Genomic DNA, 17,693 nt, shown 5'->3' with positions numbered 1-17,693 from the left:
CTTGGTATCCTGCCGCACCGCATGCCGCCGAACTCCATGGACGAAACCAACCAGATCGAACCCCCGCCGTCCTTCGTCGCACTGTTCGCCTCGCCCTCGGGCCACAAGCTGCTGGAACCCATGTCCACCGTGCGGCAGCGCTACGAACTGTGCGAAGACCTGGCCCAGGCGTTGACGGAGCAGGCCTCGGTCCATCTCTTCAAGTCCGGCGGCAGCGAGCGGGAGGTGCTGGAGAAGATGGAGCTCGCACTGACGACGCAGGAGTCACCGATCACGGCCCGGGAAGCGAAGTGGGTCGTGACGCGGCTCGCGGAGCTGTCGGGTTGGGATCCGGCGTGACGCAGCCCCGCGTCTATCTCGCCGGTCCCGACGTGTTCCGGCCGGACGCCGCCGATCACGGCCGCAAGCTGGTGGCACTGTGCGCAGCGTATGGCTTCACCGGCGTGTTCCCGCTCGAACCGGCACTGCCGCCCGGCCTGTCGCCGCCCGCGCTGGCCGCGCACATCTACCGTGCGAACGTCGCGCACATCGACGCGTGCGATGCGGTCGCCGCCAATCTCGACTTCTTTCGCGGTGCCGAGCCCGACAGCGGCACCTGCTTCGAAGTGGGCTATGCGGTGGCACGCGGCAAGCCGGTGGTCGGCTACGTGCCGGACCCGGGCACTTTCGCGCAACGCATCCGCCAGCGGCATCCGCACGCCGTCGGCGAGGGCCTGGTCGATGCGAACGGTTGGCAGCTGGAAGAGTTCGGCTTGCCGCTCAACCTGATGCTGGGCGTGCCCTGCCGCGTGGTCGTCGGCGACCTGCGCGCCGCTCTGGAGCTGCTGCGCGCGCAGCTGCAGGGCTAAAGCCGTCCGCCGGCGCGCGCGGCTTCGCACACCGCGTCGTAGGTCCAACCCAGTTCCTCGCCTTCGACGGGCCGCACCGGTCCCGGAACGCTGGACATGAAGACCGGCGCGCCCGCCCCGTCGTACGCATGCGTGGCGAGCGCGCGCATCGTGCGGTGGCCGCAGTCGAACTCGGTTCGCACGGCGGTCCGGTTGATGCGCACCGGGCCGATACGATGGGCCATCAGTTCAGGCGCTCCCGCGGGCCGGCCCCACCAGCGCACCCATACCGTGGCACGCGTGCGCTCCAGGTGCAACGAGTCCAGGTCGACGGCGACTTCGGGTGCGCCCGGCACCGCCGTCCATGCAGCGGCCGCCGCGCCGGCGCACGCGGATGCCATTGCCACTGCGAACACGACCTCGCGGAACTTCATCGCTCACCACGGAAGCGGAGGAACCTTCATCCTATTCCCCTTCGCGGCTTCACGGTCTTGCACTGCAGCATGCAACGCCGTCACGCGTGCGCGAGGCGGTAGAGACCCACGTCGATGCGGCCACTGCGGAAACCGGCTTCGCAATAGCAGAGGTAGTACTCCCAGAGGCGGCGGAAGCCGTCGTCGAAGCCGAGCGCGGCAATCGCTGGCCAGTTCGCGAGGAAGCGCTGTCGCCAGTCCACCAGGGTCTGGGCATAGCTCGAACCGAAATGCAGGTCTTCGTCCAGCTGCAGGCCGGCGGCCTTCGCGTGCTCGCGCAGGGCCTTGCGGGTGGGCAACATGCCGCCGGGAAAGATGAAGCGCTGGATGAAGTCGGCCCCGCGGCGGTAGTCGTCGAACCACGGCTGGCCGATCGTGATGACCTGGAGGACGGCCTGGCCGTCCGCCGCCAGCCGTTGGCGCAGCACGTCGAAGTAGGCCGGCCAGTACTTCTCGCCCACGGCCTCCAGCATCTCGATGGAGACGATGCGGTCGTAAGTGCCCGCCACGTCGCGGTAGTCCTGCAGCCGCAAGTCCACCCGGGCTGCGATGCCCAGCCGCCGGGCCTGCGCTTGCGCGTGCGCCAGTTGCTCGCTCGACAGCGTCACGCCGGTGACGTGCGCGCCGTGGCGCTGCGCCACGGCCGCAGCCAGCGCGCCCCAGCCGCAGCCGATCTCCAGCACCCGCGCGCCACGCGGGGTGTCCAGCAGGCGCACGATCGCATCCAGCCGCAGTTCCTGCGCATCCTCCAGCGTCTCGCGGCCGGTGGGATAGAGCGCGCTGGAATACAGCATGCTGGCGTCCAGCCACTGCGCATAGAAAGCGTTGCCCAGGTCGTAATGGAACGAGATGTTCTGCCGGCTGCCGCGCCGGGTGTTGGCGTGCGCCAGGTGCAGCAGGCGCGACAGCACGCGCCACGGCGCGGAGCCTTGCAACGCGCCGTTCCATGCGGCCTCGTTCGCGCTTCCGAGCATCAGCAGCGCGGTGAGGTCCGGGCTGGACCAGTCGCCGTCGCGGTAGGAAGTGGCCAGGCCGATGTCGCCTTGCAGCAGCAGCCGCCAAAGCGGCCGCCAGCGGTGCAGCCGCAGCGTGGCGTCGGGGCCGGCCTGGCTGCCGCGGGCATGCAGGCGCTCGCCGCCGGGCAGCTCGATGCACAGCGTGCCGCTGCGCAGGCGCTGGAGCAGGCGGCCGACGACGGCGCGCAGCGGCTGGCGCCAGGAGGGCGAGAGGCGCAGCGCGGGTGCGAGGTCCTGGACGGGCGTGTCGGTGCGGGCGTTCATGGTCGGGGGTCGGAAGGGGCGACGGTCAGGGATTCGACGGCCGGCGGTGGCCGGCGCACGAAGGGAACGCGCTTGCGCCAGAGCAGCAGCGCCTCCCAGTGGATGGCGACGATCACCTTGAGGGTGAGCAGGGGGTAGAACAGCAGCGCGCGCAACAGGGCCGCATCGGTCAACGGGAAGCGGCGCGCACCGTGCGTGGCCAGCAGCAGCGGACCGCCTTCATCGTGCACGTCGACACCGATGGACAGGCGCCCGCCGTCGGCATCGCCTGGCGGCCGCATGCGAAAGGCGTATTCGGCCTCCATGCCGATGAAGGGCGAGACGTGCATGCGCTTGGCGCAGCGCTGCGCGATCTGTCCGCCCGCCCGCGCCTCGCGCGCCTGCTCCGTGCTGACGGCCAGCAGGTAGCGGTGGCGCTCGCCGAAGGTGCTGTTCACCTCGTACACGATCGCCTGCAGCTGGCCGTCGGGCCGGTCGCAGAAGTAGACGCTCAACGGATTGAAGGCATAGCCCAGGATGCGAGGCATGGTGTGCAGGCGGATGCGGCCACCCGCCTGCAGGCCCGCCGTGGCCAGCCAGCGATCGACCTGGTCGCGCAGGCGCGGCGCACTGCCGTCGCCGTGGTCCGCCTCGCGAAAGCTCAAGACGTTGCCGCGATTGACGGAGAGCAGGCGCAGGCCGCCGTGCAGCGCGTCGAGCTCGTCCAGGTCCAGCAGCAACGAGAACAGGCCATAGCGAAGCCGGTGCGCACGCGGGCGCAGCCGCTGGTGCACCACGTGCCCGCGATACAGGCCGGAATTCATGCCGGAACGGCCGCAGGGTCCGCCTGCGGCTGCAGGTGGATGCGACCGGACTCGTCGGCCACCGTCCACGGCCGCCGCACCTGCCCCAGCGCCTCGGCAACGGCCAGTCCCGCCTGCAGGCCGTCTTCATGGAAGCCCGAGCCGAAGTACGCGCCGCAGAACCAGGTGCGTTGGCGCCCCTGCAACGCCCACAGCCTGCGCTGGGCGCGCAAGGCCGCAGCGTCGAACAGCGGATGCTCGTAGATCTCCGTGCGCACCAGGTGCCGGGGCTCCGGCGGCCGCAGCGGGTTCAGCGTCAGGAACAGCGGGTTGTCCTGCGGGATGCCTTGCAGCCGGTTCATCCAGTACGTCACGCAAGGCGGCTGGTCCGTCCCTGTGCGGTCGGCCAGGTAATTCCAGCTGGCCCACACGCTGCGCCGCACGGGCATCAGCGCCGGGTCGCGATGCAGCACGGCGTGGTTGCGGCTGTAGCCGAAGGCGCCGAGCAATCGGCGCTCGTCGTCATGGGCGTCGGGCAGCAGGCGCAGCGCCTCGTCGGCGTGCGTGGCCACCACCACCTGGTCGAACCGCTCGAGGTGCCAGCCGGCGCGCGTGCGCAGCGCCACGCCGTCGGCGCCGCGCCGGATTTCCAGCACGCCGTGGTCCAGGTGCAGGCGATCCGCGAAAGGCGCGCAAAGGCGCCGCACGTATTCGCGGCTGCCGCCGTCCACCGTGCGCCAGACCGGCCGGCCGCTGACCTGCAGCAGGCGGTGGTTCTGGCAAAAGCGCAGGAACGCCTCGGTCGGATAGTCGGCCACCCGGCCCGGCGAGGCCGACCAGATCGCGGCGGCCATCGGCAGCAGGTGGTCGTCGCGGAAGGCGTCGCTGTAGCCGCGGCTGGCCAGGTATTCACCCAGCGGCTGCAGGCCGGCGGCCGCGCCGTCGCCAGGCGCTTCGCGGTAGAAGCGCGCCAGGTCGCGCAGCATCGCCCAGAAGCGCGGGCGCAGCAGGTTGCGCTTTTGCGCGAACAGGCCGCGCAGGTCGGTGCCCGCATATTCGAGTGCGCCGCCGTCCAGGCTGACCGCGAAGGACATGTCGGACGCCTTGGTGGGCACCTCCAGGTGGCGGAACAGCGCGGTGAGGTTGGGATACGCCGGCTCGTTGTAGACGATGAAGCCGGTGTCCACCGGCACGCTGCCCCCCGGGCCCGGCGCATCGACAGTGTGGCTGTGGCCGCCGCTGCGGGCGTCCGCTTCGAACACGCTCACCTCGTGCCGCTGCGACAGCAGCCAGGCACACGACAGGCCGGAGATCCCGGAGCCGACGACGGCTATGCGCGGGGGACGGGAGTCAGGGGGACGCGAGGGGGCCATGCCACCCTTACGCAGCATCGCGCGGATTGGATGTGCCGGCGTTCAGCCTTTGCCGAAATGCAGCACCACGGCGGCGGCCGCCCATGCGGCCAGGCCCGTGGCCACGGTGCCCCAGGCGAGGTCGGCCAGGGTGACCGACCAGGGCCAGCCGCGCAGCGTCGCCTGGTTGGTCAGGTCGTAAGTTGCGTAGGCGACGAACCCCAACGCCAGGCCGCGCAGCAACGCACCCGTGGCGCTGCCCGAAGCCACGGCGGGGGCGACCGCGAAGCCCACGATGCCGGCGACGTACACGAAATAAAAGGCGGCGGCCGGCCCCAGGGCGAACTTGTCCGCCATGAGGCTGCCCAGCGCGGGCCGATACAGCCGGTCGGCCATGGAGGTCAGCCACACGGCGTCGAGCCCCAGGAAGGCGAGCGCGGTCACGGCATAGGCGGCGGCGAATTGCAGGAAGGTCATGGTTTGCGGGGTCGTGGGATGAAGGAGCTGGTGCGGCGCACGTAGTCGGCGTAGCCGGGGCGGCGGCCTGCGATTTCCCGCTCCAGCAGGCTGACGCCCGACACCTTGAGCAGCAGCACCGTCATCAGCAGGGGCGAGGCCAGCGACCACGCGGCGGAAATGCCACCGCCGGCGACGGCCATGCAGGCCAGGCCCCACCAGACGCAAGCCTCGCCGAAATAATTGGGATGGCGCGACCAGCGCCAGACGCCGTGCTGCAGCACCTGGCCGCGGTTGGCCGGGTCCTTGCGAAAGCGCGCCAGTTGCGCGTCGGCAATGGCTTCGAAGACGATGCCGAACAGGGCCAGCGTGGCACCGAGCAGGTCCCAGATGCCGAAGCCGCGCGGATGGCCGGCGCCGGCCAGCAGCGGCCAGGACACCACCCAGGCCAGCACCGCCTGGAGGAGGAACACCGTGAACAGGCTGCGCACCGCGAACCGAGGACCATGCTCCTGGCGCATCGCGGCGTACCGCCGGTCCTCGCCATGGCCCCGGTTGCGCCAGGTGATGTGCGCGGTCAGCCGCACGGCCCACACGGCGAGCAGCGCGAACATCCAGGTCGCCCGATCGGCCACGGACCAGCCCGATGCCAGTTGCCAGGCGTACACCCCTGCGGGCGCCGCCACCAGCAGGGCCCACGCCCGGTCGGCCAGGCTCGCGTCGCGCAGCGGCAGGCTGGCGATCCACACGGCCACGGCCAATGCGATCGCCGGGACCAGTCCGAGGAGGGCAATGCCGGGCATGCAGGCGGTACGCAGCCGCCGGCGCAACGGATTCACCCTGCAGCGGCTTGGCGGCGGGCGCTCAGCCGGGCGTCCCCCATGGCGGGTCGGCAAACCGGTCGGAGAGAAACTCCACCAGCGCGCGCACTTTCGGAAGAACGAACTTGCGCGTGGGGTACAGCGCGTAGATGCCGAACTCCGTGGATCGGTACTGCGGCAAGACCTCGACCAGTTCGCCCGACGCCAGTTCGCGTGCGACGAGGAAGGTCGGCTGGAGCTGGATCCCCGCGCCGCCGATGCACGCTGCCGTGCATGTGTCGCCGTTGTTGCTCCACATGCGCGGGCGCACCTTGACGCTCACCGGTCCGTCCGGCCCGGTGAACTGCCACTGGTCACCCACCGCAAGCAGGCTGTAGCCGATGATGTCGTGCTGCGCGATCTCAGAGGGCTCTCGCGGGGCACCACGCCGCTGCAGGTACGAGGGCGCCGCGCAAAGCACCGCACGGGTGGATGCGAGCTTGCGCGACACCAGCGTGGAATCCGGCAGCCGCGCGATCCGCACGGCCAGGTCGAATCCTTCTTCCACCAGGTCGATCACCCGATCCGCCAGTTGCACGTCGAGCGCGACCCGTGGATGCGCCTGCATGAATTCGCTCCACAGCGGCGCCAGATGACGGATGCCGAAGCTGACCGGAACGCTCAGCTTGAGCAGGCCGCTCGCCGTGCCGCTGCGGGTGGAGAGCTCGGCCTCGGAGGCCTCGATGCTCGCCAGGATCTCCCGGCTGCGCGCCAGGAACACTTCGCCCTCCGAAGTCAGGGAGAGCTTGCGGGTCGTGCGGTGCATCAAGCGCACGCCCAGCCGTTGCTCCAGGTCCGACACGTGGCGCGATACCGCCGCCTTGGACATGCCCAGCCCATCGGCCGCCGCGACGAAGCTGCCAGCCTCGGCCACGGCAGCGAAGACGCGCATTTCCTGGTACTTGTCCATTGTTCCGATTTTCTGAACAACCTAACTCATTGCCCATACTTTATCTCTTCGCCATCGGCCAATACAGTGGATGCAGTTCAAAGGAGCAACCATGTCCAATCTGCCCTCCCTCTTCGTTTCCCACGGTGCACCGACCTTCGCCATCGAACCCGGTCTCGCCGGCGCCCAGTTGCGCGCGCTGGGCCGTGCACTGGACAAGCCCCAGGCCATCGTCGTCGTTTCGCCGCACTGGATGACGCGCGGCGTGGAGATCGCGGCCTCGGACCGCCCGGAAACGATCCACGACTTCGGCGGTTTTCCGCGCGCGCTGTACAGCCTGCAGTACCCGGCGCCCGGATCCCCGAGCCTCGCCGCCCGCGTGCAGCAAGTGCTGCGCGCCAGCGGCATCCCATCGTCGCTGGACTCGCAGCGTGGCCTGGACCATGGCGCCTGGGTACCTCTGATGCACATGTTCCCGGAGGCCGACGTGCCCGTGGTGCAGGTGTCGCTGCCGTTCGATACCGACGAAGGTAAGGCCTTCGCGCTGGGCCGCGCCCTGGCGCCGCTGGCGCAGGAGGGTGTGCTGGTCGTCGGCTCGGGCAGCCTCACGCACAACCTGTACGAGTTCCGCTCCGGCGATGTGCTGGAGGCCGCCTATGCGCGCGAATTCTCCGAGTGGATCCGGCGCGCCGTGCAGGACGGCGACACGCAGCGGCTGGTGCAGGCCCTCCGGCTCGCGCCGCACGCCGCCCGCGCACACCCGACCACCGATCACTTCCTGCCCTTGCTGGTGGCCGCAGGCGCGGCATCGACGGTGACGCCGGCGACCGTCATGGATGGCGGCATCCGCCATGGAATGCTGGCGATGGAGTCCTACCTCTTCGGCGAACGCGTCGACCTGCTTGTGGAGGAAGCCGACCATGCATGAAGCTGCCCTCGTGATCGCGCGCCCCCAAGGCGCAAGGCAGCTCGTCCTGCTGTTCCACGGCGTCGGTTCGTCGGCGGCGAACCTGGCGCCGGTCGGCCGGGCGATTGCCGATGCGCGGCCGCAGGCCATGGTCGTCAGCATCGATGCGCCGCACCCTTCGACGCTGGGAAGCGGTCGCGAGTGGTTCTCGGTGGTGGGCATCACCGAGCAGGATCGGCCGCAGCGCATTGCGCAAGCGATGCCACTGTTCCTGGACGCGGTGAGCCATTGGCAACGAACCAGCGGCATCGGCCCCGACGCCACCACGCTGGTGGGCTTCTCGCAAGGCGCGATCCTCTCGCTCGAGGCGACGCAGGTGGACGCCCCTGTGATCCCCGCCGCGCGCGTCATCGCATTGGCGGGCCGCTTCGCGCAACCGGTGCGGCGCGCGCCCGCCGGGCTGCGCTTGCACCTGATCCACGGCCAGCAGGACGCCGTGGTGCCGGTCGCCGCCTCCGTGGCCGCTGCACGCGAGCTGCAGGCGCTCGACGGTCAGGTGACGCTGGACCTGATCCCGGGCCTGGGACACGGCATCGACGCCCGCGCGCTGGCGCTGGCGATTGCCTATCTCGATTGAAGCGGGAACACCATGTCCATCCAGCTGCGCATCGGTGAAGGGGCCTACTCCCTTGCCGAAGGTGACGACGACTTCGCCATCCTGGACGGTGGTCCCGGCGGCTTGCTGTCCTCGACGCGTCCGGTCGACGAGGCGGGACTGGAAACCGCGATCGAACGCGCGGAGGACTGGCTGATGCCGCGCGCCGCTCGCCTGCGGGACGGCGTGCTCGAGGTCAGCGATGCAACGGGCACGCTTCGATCAGGCATGCACGACGTGCTCTCGGTCACCAGCCTCGCCTGGAGTACCGATGACGTGGAAAGCTTCTTCCTCCAGCTCGTCGACATGGCGACGGGACGCGTGCCCGCGGCCAAGCTGGCGGGGCGGCAGCACTTCGTCGCCCACGTGCTGCTGCTGCGGGAGCTGGCCCACCACGGGGCACTGTCACGGATCCGGCTGGCCTGAACTTACTTGGCGAACAGGCGCGAGATGTCGGAGAAAGCCTTGATCTCGATGGCGTTGCCCGAGGGATCCAGGAAGAACATGGTCGCCTGCTCGCCGGGCTCGCCCTTGAAGCGGATGTAGGGCTCGATCACGAACTCCGTGCCGGCGGCACGCAACTTCTTAGCCAGGTCTTCCCAGTCCGCCATCGGCAGCACGATGCCGAAGTGACGCACGGGCACGCCATGGCCGTCCACGGCATTGCGCTGCGAGGCGCCAGATTCAGAGGGCGCCAGGTGCGCGACGATCTGGTGGCCGTAGAAATTGAAATCGATCCACTCGTCGCTGCTGCGCCCTTCCGGGCAGCCCATCGTCTGGCCATAGAAGCGGCGGGCCTGCGCGAGGTCGTGCACGGGAAAGGCGAGGTGGAAAGGCGAGAGCATCGCCGGATTGGAAAGGGGGGCTTGCACGGCTGGCCTCTGGAAGTTGCGTCGCAGACCGCAATGGTAAGGGACGAACGGTCGCTTGACGCTCACATCGCCTGGTATTAAAGTGATATCACTTTCCCAGGAGACGCCCATGAACGTTCCCCCAGCCATGCCGCCGCGCCGGATCACGCGGGAGGTGCCATATCACTCTGGAAATGGCTACTGGACGACGGCGGCCGCCGCGGTGCTCGTCGCCGCCGGTGCGGCGGTGTTCGCGCGCCGGCTGGCACCCTGGCCCGTCGGCGTGGCGCTGCTCCTGGCGGGCGGCGCGCTGCTGGCCGGGCTGTACATGCTGCAGCCGAACGAGGCGGTCATCCTGACGCTGTTCGGCAAATACCAGGGCACCGATCGCACCGAAGGCCTGCGCTGGCGCAATCCGCTGCAAAGCGGCGCCAGGATCTCGCTGCGCGCGCGCAACCTGAACACGGCGCCGCTGAAGGTGAACGACAAGCGCGGCAATCCGGTGGAGATCGGCGCCGCGGTGGTCTGGCGCGTGCACGACACGGCGCAGGCGGTGTTCGACATCGACGATTACACGCGCTTCGTGAGCGTGCAGGCCGAGGCCGCGATCCGGCACCTTGCGACCCAGTACGCCTATGACACCGGCGAGGACCTGGCGGTGGACGAAACCACGCTGCGCGCCGGACTCGACACCGTCGCCAACGCGCTGAAGGACGAACTGAACCTGCGCTTCACCAGCGCCGGCGTCGAAGTGCTCGACGCCAAGCTCACGCACCTGGCGTATGCGCCGGAGATCGCGCACGTCATGCTGCGCCGGCAGCAGGCCACCGCGATCGTCAGTGCGCGCCACCAGATCGTCGCGGGCGCGGTGGGCATGGTGGAAGCCGCGCTCAAGGGCCTGTCGGAACGCAACCTCGTCGTCCTGGACGACGAACGCAAGGCGGCGATGGTGTCCAACCTGCTGGTCGTGCTCTGCTCCGACCACGACGCCCAGCCCGTCATCAACACCGGCACGCTCTACACGTAGCCGGCGCAACCCGGCGTACCGACCTGATGGCCAGCCCCGGAAAGAAGAACTTTCCGCTGCGCATCGATCCCGCGCTGTGGGCGGAGGTCGAGCGGCTGGCCGCGCAGGAACTGCGCAGCGCCAACGGGCAGGTGGAATTCCTGCTGCGCGAGGCGCTGGCCCGCCGGGGGCGCCTGCCGCCATCCATCGACCCGAGCAAGAAGGACAAGACCAGATGAAAACGTTCCGCGCCCTGTTCCTGGGCCTCGCATTGCTGTCACCCTTGGTGCAGGCACAGTTGCTTGCGAGCACGCCCGTGCAGAAAGCCCAGGATGCGCAAGCGTTCGAGGCCATCGGCCCGCTGCTCACCGAGCGCCTGACAGACATCCAGAGCCTGGTGGTAGTGCTCCGCGGCCGCGTCGCCTACGAGTTCTACCGTGACGGCAAGCCGGACACGCTGCGCAACGTGCAGTCGGTGGAGAAGAGCGCGATCTCCGCCTTGTACGGCATCGCTCTCGCGCAGGGACGCATCACCAGCCTCGACCAGCCGGTGGTGGAACTGATGCCGGAGTGGCGCAGCCTGAACGCCGATCCACGCGCGGCATCAATCACCTTGCGTCACTTGCTCACCTTCACCGCCGGCTTCGAGGTGAACGATCCGCGCGGCATCACGGGACGCACGATGCCGCCCGCGACGGCCTGGGGGCGGCCGCTGGTTGCGGCACCGGGCGAGCGTTTCGCGTACGACAACCCCGTCATCGGGATCCTGGTCGCCATTCTCGAAAAGGTCACGGGAATGCCGGCACAGGACTACGCGCGCCAGCATCTCGTGGCGCCGCTCGGCATGGCTGACTTCTCCTATGACCGCGGCCTGAACATGCGCACGCTGGACATGGCGAAGCTGGGACTGCTGTTCCTGCAGGACGGCCGGTGGGAGGGCAAGCCATTGCTTCCCGCGGCGTATGCACAGGCGTCGACCAACGCGCAGAACCAGGGTGGGTCGCCGGTCAACCTGCCGTATGGCCAGCTGTGGTGGGTGGCGTCGCCGGCCACCTTCATGGCCAGCGGTTATGCCGGCCAGATGATCTGGGTGCACCGGCCGACCCAGGCCGTGGTGGCCGTCACGTCCACCGTTTCGCAGGACAGCCAACAACGGGGACACGCGGTGCAGCTGGTGCGGAACGGCTTGTATGCGGCGATCGAGGGACGGGTGAAGATGGAGGCTCGCTGAGGAGCACCTGGCAGCACCCGGCAGCACCGGGGTTCGGCTGCGCGCTCACCGCCGGCCTACGCACTCACCGCCGGCCTACGCGCTTACCGCCCGCCTACGAAACCAAGCCTATCGCGCGGGTGATTTTCTCGCCCGATGCGCGCAGCTTCTGCAAGTCGGCGGACAGGTCCCCGGCCAGCAACTTGCCGGCGCGCTTCTTCCACTTGCCGGCCACCATCACGCTGTCGATGTTGGCCAGCGACGCCTGCAGGACGACGCTGCTCACCGGGTCGTGCACCGGCTGCATGTTGAGGTCGCTGGCGCGGATCACGACCAGGTCGGCCTGCTTGCCGGCGGCCAGCGATCCGATGCGGTCCTGCTGCTGCAGCATGCGCGCGCCCTCGATCGTCACCCACGACAGGGCCTCACGCGTCGTGATGGTGGACGTCGGCGGGATGGTGCCGTGCGCCTCGCGGTACGCCACGTTGTCCAGGCTGCGCTGGATGCCCAGCGCCACGCGTGCCTGCGTCAGCATGTCGCCCGACAGCACGCTTTCGAGGTCGACGCCGAGCGACGGCGCCCGGCCGAACTGCCGCAGCCGGCCGGTGAGCGGATGTCCGTGTCCTTGCGACATTTCGCTCTCCGCCGCCGCCGAAAAGCTCATGCCCAGGTCGCAGAAGCGCTTGAGTTGTTCATCGGACAACGCGTGGCCGTGGACGATGTTGATGTTGGGCCCCAGCAGGCCCTCGGCCTCCAGCCGCTCCCAGCCGTCGGGCGTGCGGGCCGCGCCGCCGCCCTGGTGCAGCGAGGCGATGAGTCCCAGCTCGCGCGCCATGCGGAAGTCGTGCATCGCGACCTCCAGCGTGGAATAGTGCGGGCCCAGCACCGCCGCCTGGATCGACAGCAGCGCGTGGCCCTGGTGCGCCTTGAGCAGGCGCTCGACCTCGCCGCGTGGATGCGGCACCTCCCAGAACGGAATCTGGCCGGGCTTCGGGTCCGGCTTGGGCGTGCCGTGGAAGAACGCTGCGCGGATACCGGTGGACAGCAGGCCCTCGATGGCCGCGTCGTTGTGCTCCGGCGTCGGGTTGTTGTGGCACCAGTCGGCCAGCGTGGTCGTGCCGCAGTTCAGCTGGTTGAGCGCACCCATGCGCGTGGCGATGAAGAGGTCCTGCGCGCCGAACGCGGTGGCCAGGCCCGCGTGCATCTTCTTGAAGTATTCCAGCAGTGTCCAGTTGGCCGCCACGCCGCGCAGCGCCGTCTGCCAGGTGTGCATGTGGGCGTTGACGAGGCCCGGGATGACGATGCAGCCGGTCGCATCCACGACGTCCGCGCCGGCCGCGGGGATCGCCGGTGAAACCTCGACGATGCGGTCGCCGTCCACCAGGATGTCGCCTTGCCGCAGGTCGCCTTGCTTGTCCATCGTGATCACGGCAGCGCCGCGGATGAGGGTGGCCATGTCAGTCCTTCGCTGCGATGTAGTCGACCTGGTGCCGGGCCGTGCGCATGTCACCGATTTCCGCCTTCACGCGCAGGTGTTCGGGATGCGTTGCATATGCGTCGAGCGCGGCCTGGGACTCGAAGTCGCTCACCAGCACGACGTCGCAGGCGTAGTCCACGCCGCTGGAATCCGCCCCCACCTCCAGGTGCAGCAAGCCCGGAACGCGGCCGCGCAGGCTGTGGAAGCTGGCCTTCAGGCGCTCGATGTTGGCGAGCTGTTCGTCGCGGCTCGCGCCGCGCACGTTCCACATGACGATGTGACGGATCATTCGGTCTTCGGCATCACAACGCGCAAAGGGCTGTCGAGGCTTTCCGCGACGATGCGCTGCGCAAGGCAGCGACGGCGAGGCAGGCGGATGTCCGGAAGCAGGTTGCGCATGGGAACACTCTAGGACCCGGCTGCCATTTCAGGAAGCACCGTGCGGCAAATGAGTTTTCCGTTGCGTGGAGAAGTGACGGGCGGCTGGCGTCGGCCCGAAGGGCGGGCGGCGCTGCGCACCCCGCCATAATCGGCCCAGGAGACACAACACCTTGGATCGCTGGACCGAGATGGCGCTGTTCGTGCAGGTGGCCGAGACGGGCAGCCTCAGCCGCGCGGCCGAGGAACTCGGGCTGTCCAACGCCGCGGCCAGCCGGCACCTGTCGGCGCTCGAAGAGCGGCTGGGCGCGCGGCTGGTCGAACGCAACACCCGGCGCCTCTACCTCACCGAGCCGGGACAGGAGTTCCTGCGCCGCAGCAAGGCCATCCTGGCGGACCTGCATGACGCCGAGTCGGCGGTCAACGCCACCACGCTCAATCCTGCCGGCACGCTGCGCATCACCGCCTCGTTGTCGTTCTCCCTGCAGCACATCGCGCCCCTGCTGCCGGAGTACACGCGACGCTATCCCAACGTGACGGTGCACGTGGAGACCGCCAACCGCTACCTGGACCTGATCGACAACAACATCGACGTTGCCATCCGCACGCGCGAGTTCGAGCCCGATTCCAACATCACCATCCGGCGCCTGGCCGAGACGCGGCGCATCCTGGCCGCCTCGCCGGGCTACCTGGGCCGCGCAGGCATGCCGCGCGACCTGGACGACCTGGCGCGGCACGCGCTGCTGCTCTACACGCACGCCAACAACCCGCACGAACTGCGCTTCACGCGCGATGGCGAGACGGGATCCCTGGCGATCAAGGGCCTGCTGGAGTCGAACGACGGCCAGGTGCTCCGCGCCGCCGCGCTGGAAGGCCTGGGCATCCTGGTGCAGCCCACCTACATCCTCTACGACGACATCGCGGCCGGCCGCCTGGTGCCGGTGCTGGACGCATGGGACCTGCCGCGGCTGACGGTGAACCTCGCCTACCCGAGCCGCAAGCACCTGAGCGCCAAGGTCCGCACCTTCATCGATTTCATCGCTGAACACTTCGACCGCATGGAGTACGAACGCAAGTGGACGACCCGCTTCGGCCATTGACGACCGACGTGCTCATCGCCGGCGGCGGCCCCTGCGGGTTGATGCTGGCCATCGAGCTCGGCCGCCGCGGCATCCGCACGCTGCTGGTGGATGCCAAGCCGGGCACGGCGACGAACGCGCAGGCCAACGCCACGCAGGCGCGCACCATGGAGCACTTCCGCCGGCTCGGCTTCGCCGACGCGGTCCGGGCGCAGGGTCTGCCGCCGGACCATCCGACCGACATCGCCTACTTCACGCGCTTCACGGCGTGGGAACTCGCCCGGCTGTCGCTGCCGACCGCAGCCGAAGCGGTGCGCAACGTGCGCGGCATGGGCGGCTCCTGGAGCGCGGCGGAATTGCCGCATCGCGTGTCGCAGAAGTTCGTCGAGGCGATCCTGCGCGAGCAGGCGCAGGCCCATGCGTGCAACGACGTGCGGTATGGGTGGAGGATGGTGGAGTTCCAGGACGAAGGAACGCATGTGGACGCGGTGGTGCAGGCGGTGGACGGCGGCGAGCCGCAACGCGTGCGCGCCCGCTTCCTCGTCGGCGCCGACGGCGGCCGCAGCATGGTGCGGCACGCGCTCGGCATCGGCTGGGGTGGAGGCACCGGCGTGCGGCGCGACTTCATGGGCGGCCAGATGTTCGCTGCCTACGTGCGCGCGCCCGGCTTCTACGCCGTGTTCCCGCATGGCCGCGCCTGGATGTACGTGGCGGTGAATGCGCAACGGCGGGCCTTCATGGCTTCGATCGACGGGCGCAGCGAATTCGCCTTTCACGCCGCCGTGCGCGAGGGCGAGAACGCCGATGCATGGACAGCAGCCGACGCGCGCCGCCTGTTCGCGCACGCGGCGGGCGCGGAGATCCCGATCGAGGTCCTGTCCTGCGGCACCTGGACCGCCGGCCATTCGCTGGTGGCGCAGTCGTTCCAGCGGGGCAATGTGTTCATCGCCGGTGACGCGGCGCACCTGTTCACCCCCACCGGCGGCCTCGGCTACAACACCGGCGTGGAGGATGCAGTGAACCTGGGCTGGAAGCTGGCCGCGGTGCTGCGCGGCGCAGGCGGGCCCACGCTGCTGGAAAGCTACGGCATCGAGCGCAAGCCGCTGGCCGAACGCAACACGGCGTACGCGCGCCGCTTCGCGGATTCCGTGGGGCTGTTCGCCGCCGAGCCGGCGCTGGAGGAAGATGGCGCGGCCGGCGAAGCGGCGCGCAGCGCAGCCGCCGCGTATCTCGACGCGCACGTCCGGCTGGAATTCAACATCCCCGGCGTTACCTTCGGCGGCCGCTATGACGGCTCGCCCGTCATCGTTGGCGACGGCACGCAGCCGCCGCCGGACTCCGCCAACACCTACTTGCCGACGGCCTGCCCGGGCGGCCGGCCGCCCCATGCGTGGCTGGACGACGGCCGCTCGCTGTTCGACACCTTCCATTCCGAATGGACGCTGCTGGCGCTCGGTCCGCAGCCGCCGGACACGCGCGCGTTCGAAGCTGCTGCCGCGTCGCTGGGCCTGGACCTGTGTGTCGTGCGCCACGCCGCGCCTTCGCTGCGCGAACTTTACGAAGCTCCGCTGGCGCTGGTCCGCCCCGACCAGATCGTGGCCTGGCGGGGCCGGGATGCGAGCCTTGCGGGCGAGGTGCTGCGGCAGGCCAGCGGCCGGTGAAACCCGGCAGCCGCCGCGTCGGCGAGAATCGGGGCATGAAGACCGAGTACATGGACAGCCAAGGCGCCGGCCCGACCTACGCCATCGAAGCCGACCGGCACGGCAACTACACGATCCGCCTCGAAGGCAAGGTGGTCAAGCGCGTCAGCGCCCTCGCCAGCTACGTGGGCAAGCCGCGCTGGGGCAGCAGGAAGCTGGAAGAAGACGCGATCCGGGACGCGCAGCAAGCCATCGAAGGCTTCCGCGCGTAGCGGATGCCCGTCGCGGTCATCGGCGGCGGGCCTGCCGGCTTGATGGCTGCCGAGGTGCTGTCAGGGCACGGCCTCGCCGTCGACGTGTTCGACGCCATGCCTTCCGTGGGCCGCAAGTTCCTGCTGGCCGGTCGCGGCGGATTGAACCTGACGCATTCCGAACCGACCGACGCGCTGCTGCGGCGCTTCGGCGAGCGCAGCGAAGCATTGCGGGATGCAGTGCTGGCGTTCGACGGCAACGCGGTGCGCGAATGGGCCGCAGGACTGGGCATCGAGACCTTCGTCGGCACCTCCGGCCGTGTGTTCCCGAAAGACATGAAGGCCGCGCCCTTGCTGCGCGCCTGGCTGCATCGGCTGCGCGAGGCGGGCGTGCGCTTCCATGCCAGGCACCGCTGGACCGGCTGGACCGGGGACGGCGCCTTGCGCTTCACCACGCCGGCCGGCGAGACGATGGAACGCTTCGATGCGACGGTGCTTGCCCTCGGTGGCGCCAGCTGGAAGCGGTTGGGCTCCGACGGCGCGTGGGCGCCCTGGCTGCAGGCGCGCGGCGTGGAGGTCGCGCCGCTGCGGCCGTCGAACTGCGGTTTCGACGTCGCGCCCACCGCACCGGGCCGCAGCGGCTGGAGCGATCACTTGCGGCAGCGCTTCGCCGGCCAGCCCGTCAAGCCAGCGGCGGCGCGCCACGCGGACGACAGCGGCCGCCAGCAAGGCGAATTCGTGCTGACCGACACCGGCGTCGAAGGCAGCCTGGTCTACGCCTTCAGCGCCCGCCTGCGCGAGGAAATCGCCGCGCACGGCCAGGCCACCTGGCTGGTCGACCTGTTGCCGCAGCACACGCAGGAGCAAGTGCTGGCGGAAGTCTCGCGGCCGCGCGGGCCGCGCAGCCTGTCGACCCATCTCAAGAGCCGCCTGGGCATCCAGGGCTTGAAGATGGCGCTGCTCCACGAGCTGCTCGCGCGCGAACAGCTCGAGGACGCCCGGGCGCTGGCGCTGGCGCTCAAGCGCCTGCCCCTGGTGCTCGCGCGCCCCCGCCCGATCGACGAAGCGATCAGCACCGCAGGCGGTGTGACGTTCGCGGCCCTGGACCACCGCTACATGCTGCGCGCGGCACCCGGTGTCTTCGCCGCCGGCGAGATGCTGGACTGGGAGGCGCCCACCGGCGGGTACCTGCTGACGGCCAGCCTTGCCACCGGGCGGGCGGCCGCAATCGGGGTCTTGGAGTGGCTGGCTGGGCATGAAACCGCGCGTGAGGGATAATCGAGGGTTCCACCTTCCACTTACAAATTGCACGGAGCCTCC

The 17,693-nt window shown here is 69.7% G+C and carries 22 protein-coding genes; 12 read left to right on the top strand and 10 right to left on the bottom strand.

Translation table 11 applies throughout. The features are described 5' to 3' along the window. Positions 1–21 precede the first annotated feature (21 nt). Together WG902_RS07175 and WG902_RS07170 are read left to right on the top strand one after the other, a co-directional pair. Complete coding sequence (locus WG902_RS07175) at positions 22–339, top strand: hypothetical protein (protein ID WP_340059260.1); 318 nt, start codon at positions 22–24, stop codon at positions 337–339. Continuing rightward, positions 336–848 (top strand): nucleoside 2-deoxyribosyltransferase, encoded by a 513-nt coding sequence (locus WG902_RS07170; RefSeq protein ID WP_340059259.1) that lies wholly within the window; start codon positions 336–338, stop codon positions 846–848. Before WG902_RS07175 ends, WG902_RS07170 begins: the two co-directional genes overlap by 4 nt. Here WG902_RS07170 and WG902_RS07165 read toward each other — a convergent pair. From WG902_RS07165 to WG902_RS07135, 7 genes are all read right to left on the bottom strand, one after another. Then, positions 845–1,261, bottom strand: a complete 417-nt coding sequence (locus WG902_RS07165; RefSeq protein ID WP_340059258.1) for a hypothetical protein — start codon at positions 1,259–1,261, stop codon at positions 845–847. The genes WG902_RS07170 and WG902_RS07165 overlap by 4 nt on opposite strands. Positions 1,262–1,341: 80 nt before the next feature. Then, positions 1,342–2,580, bottom strand: a complete 1,239-nt coding sequence (locus tag WG902_RS07160) for a cyclopropane-fatty-acyl-phospholipid synthase family protein (protein WP_340059257.1) — start codon at positions 2,578–2,580, stop codon at positions 1,342–1,344. Continuing rightward, positions 2,577–3,383 carry a DUF1365 domain-containing protein gene (locus WG902_RS07155; protein WP_340059256.1) on the bottom strand — a complete coding sequence of 269 codons (807 nt, stop codon included), beginning with the start codon at positions 3,381–3,383 and terminating at the stop codon, positions 2,577–2,579. The genes WG902_RS07160 and WG902_RS07155 overlap by 4 nt, the downstream gene beginning before the upstream one ends. Then, entirely contained in the window at positions 3,380–4,753 is a 1,374-nt protein-coding gene (locus WG902_RS07150) for an NAD(P)/FAD-dependent oxidoreductase (protein ID WP_340059255.1), read from the bottom strand. The genes WG902_RS07155 and WG902_RS07150 overlap by 4 nt, the downstream gene beginning before the upstream one ends. A gap of 24 nt (positions 4,754–4,777) precedes the next feature. Next, positions 4,778–5,191 carry a DUF2177 family protein gene (locus WG902_RS07145; protein WP_340059254.1) on the bottom strand — a complete coding sequence of 138 codons (414 nt, stop codon included), beginning with the start codon at positions 5,189–5,191 and terminating at the stop codon, positions 4,778–4,780. After that, on the bottom strand, positions 5,188–5,973 hold the full coding sequence (locus tag WG902_RS07140) for a DUF1295 domain-containing protein (protein ID WP_340059253.1): 786 nt from the start codon (positions 5,971–5,973) through the stop codon (positions 5,188–5,190). Before WG902_RS07140 ends, WG902_RS07145 begins: the two co-directional genes overlap by 4 nt. A gap of 61 nt (positions 5,974–6,034) precedes the next feature. After that, the gene (locus tag WG902_RS07135) at positions 6,035–6,940 is read right to left on the bottom strand and encodes a LysR family transcriptional regulator (protein WP_340059252.1); all 906 of its coding nucleotides are present in this window, start codon (positions 6,938–6,940) and stop codon (positions 6,035–6,037) included. A gap of 91 nt (positions 6,941–7,031) precedes the next feature. Between WG902_RS07135 and WG902_RS07130 the strand changes: the two genes are divergently transcribed. From WG902_RS07130 to WG902_RS07120, 3 genes are read left to right on the top strand one after another with little or no spacing between them, the layout of a single operon-like run. Continuing rightward, on the top strand, positions 7,032–7,847 hold the full coding sequence (locus tag WG902_RS07130) for a DODA-type extradiol aromatic ring-opening family dioxygenase (RefSeq protein ID WP_340059251.1): 816 nt from the start codon (positions 7,032–7,034) through the stop codon (positions 7,845–7,847). Then, positions 7,840–8,463 carry an esterase gene (ypfH, locus tag WG902_RS07125; RefSeq protein ID WP_340059250.1) on the top strand — a complete coding sequence of 208 codons (624 nt, stop codon included), beginning with the start codon at positions 7,840–7,842 and terminating at the stop codon, positions 8,461–8,463. The genes WG902_RS07130 and ypfH overlap by 8 nt, the downstream gene beginning before the upstream one ends. Before the next feature lie 12 nt (positions 8,464–8,475). After that, a complete protein-coding gene (locus tag WG902_RS07120) occupies positions 8,476–8,907 on the top strand; it encodes a hypothetical protein (RefSeq protein ID WP_340059249.1) in 432 nt (143 codons plus the stop codon). Positions 8,908–8,909: 2 nt separating this feature from the next. Here the strand turns inward: WG902_RS07120 and WG902_RS07115 are convergent, their stop codons facing one another. Continuing rightward, positions 8,910–9,326: a VOC family protein gene (locus WG902_RS07115; RefSeq protein ID WP_340059458.1), complete on the bottom strand. Its 417-nt coding sequence runs from the start codon at positions 9,324–9,326 to the stop codon at positions 8,910–8,912. Positions 9,327–9,462: 136 nt separating this feature from the next. Between WG902_RS07115 and WG902_RS07110 the strand changes: the two genes are divergently transcribed. The 3 genes from WG902_RS07110 to WG902_RS07100 are packed head-to-tail and all read left to right on the top strand — an operon-like array spanning position 9,463 to position 11,569. Next, entirely contained in the window at positions 9,463–10,359 is an 897-nt protein-coding gene (locus WG902_RS07110; RefSeq protein ID WP_340059248.1) for an SPFH domain-containing protein, read from the top strand. A 26-nt stretch (positions 10,360–10,385) separates the two neighbouring features. Next, entirely contained in the window at positions 10,386–10,577 is a 192-nt protein-coding gene (locus WG902_RS07105) for a hypothetical protein (protein WP_340059247.1), read from the top strand. After that, entirely contained in the window at positions 10,574–11,569 is a 996-nt protein-coding gene (locus WG902_RS07100) for a serine hydrolase domain-containing protein (protein ID WP_340059246.1), read from the top strand. The genes WG902_RS07105 and WG902_RS07100 overlap by 4 nt, the downstream gene beginning before the upstream one ends. Positions 11,570–11,663: 94 nt before the next feature. On the opposite strand, the gene WG902_RS07095 is transcribed toward WG902_RS07100, so the two are convergent. Both WG902_RS07095 and WG902_RS07090 read right to left on the bottom strand, forming a co-directional pair. Continuing rightward, positions 11,664–13,004 (bottom strand): amidohydrolase family protein, encoded by a 1,341-nt coding sequence (locus tag WG902_RS07095; RefSeq protein WP_340059245.1) that lies wholly within the window; start codon positions 13,002–13,004, stop codon positions 11,664–11,666. A 1-nt stretch (position 13,005) separates the two neighbouring features. Continuing rightward, positions 13,006–13,314 (bottom strand): Dabb family protein, encoded by a 309-nt coding sequence (locus tag WG902_RS07090; protein ID WP_340059244.1) that lies wholly within the window; start codon positions 13,312–13,314, stop codon positions 13,006–13,008. 262 nt (positions 13,315–13,576) lie between these two features. Between WG902_RS07090 and WG902_RS07085 the strand changes: the two genes are divergently transcribed. Genes WG902_RS07085 through WG902_RS07070 form a run of 4 tightly spaced genes read left to right on the top strand, consistent with a single transcriptional unit; the run spans position 13,577 to position 17,651 of the window. Further along, positions 13,577–14,503 (top strand): LysR family transcriptional regulator, encoded by a 927-nt coding sequence (locus WG902_RS07085; RefSeq protein WP_340059243.1) that lies wholly within the window; start codon positions 13,577–13,579, stop codon positions 14,501–14,503. Further along, on the top strand, positions 14,479–16,143 hold the full coding sequence (locus WG902_RS07080) for an FAD-dependent oxidoreductase (protein WP_340059242.1): 1,665 nt from the start codon (positions 14,479–14,481) through the stop codon (positions 16,141–16,143). Before WG902_RS07085 ends, WG902_RS07080 begins: the two co-directional genes overlap by 25 nt. A 35-nt stretch (positions 16,144–16,178) precedes the next feature. Then, positions 16,179–16,394 (top strand): hypothetical protein, encoded by a 216-nt coding sequence (locus WG902_RS07075; RefSeq protein WP_340059241.1) that lies wholly within the window; start codon positions 16,179–16,181, stop codon positions 16,392–16,394. Positions 16,395–16,397: 3 nt separating this feature from the next. Further along, entirely contained in the window at positions 16,398–17,651 is a 1,254-nt protein-coding gene (locus WG902_RS07070; RefSeq protein ID WP_340059240.1) for a TIGR03862 family flavoprotein, read from the top strand. Positions 17,652–17,693: the final 42 nt, after the last annotated feature.

Source organism: Ramlibacter sp. PS3R-8 (genome assembly GCF_037572435.1).
Lineage (GTDB): Bacteria > Pseudomonadota > Gammaproteobacteria > Burkholderiales > Burkholderiaceae_C > Ramlibacter.
Note: the sequence above shows the minus strand (reverse complement) of the source record. Positions and strands in the feature narration are given on the sequence as shown.

What these genes read in the sequence shown, in the direction of transcription:
- WG902_RS07090 (WP_340059244.1), bottom strand. Translation starts at nt 13,314, where the DNA reads ATGATCCGTCACATCGTCATGTGGAACGTGCGCGGCGCGAGCCGCGAC.
- WG902_RS07095 (WP_340059245.1), bottom strand. Translation starts at nt 13,004, where the DNA reads ATGGCCACCCTCATCCGCGGCGCTGCCGTGATCACGATGGACAAGCAA.
- WG902_RS07140 (WP_340059253.1), bottom strand. Translation starts at nt 5,973, where the DNA reads ATGCCCGGCATTGCCCTCCTCGGACTGGTCCCGGCGATCGCATTGGCC.
- ypfH (WP_340059250.1), top strand. Translation starts at nt 7,840, where the DNA reads ATGCATGAAGCTGCCCTCGTGATCGCGCGCCCCCAAGGCGCAAGGCAG.
- WG902_RS07120 (WP_340059249.1), top strand. Translation starts at nt 8,476, where the DNA reads ATGTCCATCCAGCTGCGCATCGGTGAAGGGGCCTACTCCCTTGCCGAA.
- WG902_RS07160 (WP_340059257.1), bottom strand. Translation starts at nt 2,580, where the DNA reads ATGAACGCCCGCACCGACACGCCCGTCCAGGACCTCGCACCCGCGCTG.
- WG902_RS07150 (WP_340059255.1), bottom strand. Translation starts at nt 4,753, where the DNA reads ATGCTGCGTAAGGGTGGCATGGCCCCCTCGCGTCCCCCTGACTCCCGT.
- WG902_RS07105 (WP_340059247.1), top strand. Translation starts at nt 10,386, where the DNA reads ATGGCCAGCCCCGGAAAGAAGAACTTTCCGCTGCGCATCGATCCCGCG.
- WG902_RS07070 (WP_340059240.1), top strand. Translation starts at nt 16,398, where the DNA reads ATGCCCGTCGCGGTCATCGGCGGCGGGCCTGCCGGCTTGATGGCTGCC.
- WG902_RS07155 (WP_340059256.1), bottom strand. Translation starts at nt 3,383, where the DNA reads ATGAATTCCGGCCTGTATCGCGGGCACGTGGTGCACCAGCGGCTGCGC.
- WG902_RS07075 (WP_340059241.1), top strand. Translation starts at nt 16,179, where the DNA reads ATGAAGACCGAGTACATGGACAGCCAAGGCGCCGGCCCGACCTACGCC.
- WG902_RS07110 (WP_340059248.1), top strand. Translation starts at nt 9,463, where the DNA reads ATGAACGTTCCCCCAGCCATGCCGCCGCGCCGGATCACGCGGGAGGTG.
- WG902_RS07115 (WP_340059458.1), bottom strand. Translation starts at nt 9,326, where the DNA reads ATGCTCTCGCCTTTCCACCTCGCCTTTCCCGTGCACGACCTCGCGCAG.
- WG902_RS07175 (WP_340059260.1), top strand. Translation starts at nt 22, where the DNA reads ATGCCGCCGAACTCCATGGACGAAACCAACCAGATCGAACCCCCGCCG.
- WG902_RS07100 (WP_340059246.1), top strand. Translation starts at nt 10,574, where the DNA reads ATGAAAACGTTCCGCGCCCTGTTCCTGGGCCTCGCATTGCTGTCACCC.
- WG902_RS07145 (WP_340059254.1), bottom strand. Translation starts at nt 5,191, where the DNA reads ATGACCTTCCTGCAATTCGCCGCCGCCTATGCCGTGACCGCGCTCGCC.
- WG902_RS07135 (WP_340059252.1), bottom strand. Translation starts at nt 6,940, where the DNA reads ATGGACAAGTACCAGGAAATGCGCGTCTTCGCTGCCGTGGCCGAGGCT.
- WG902_RS07130 (WP_340059251.1), top strand. Translation starts at nt 7,032, where the DNA reads ATGTCCAATCTGCCCTCCCTCTTCGTTTCCCACGGTGCACCGACCTTC.
- WG902_RS07165 (WP_340059258.1), bottom strand. Translation starts at nt 1,261, where the DNA reads ATGAAGTTCCGCGAGGTCGTGTTCGCAGTGGCAATGGCATCCGCGTGC.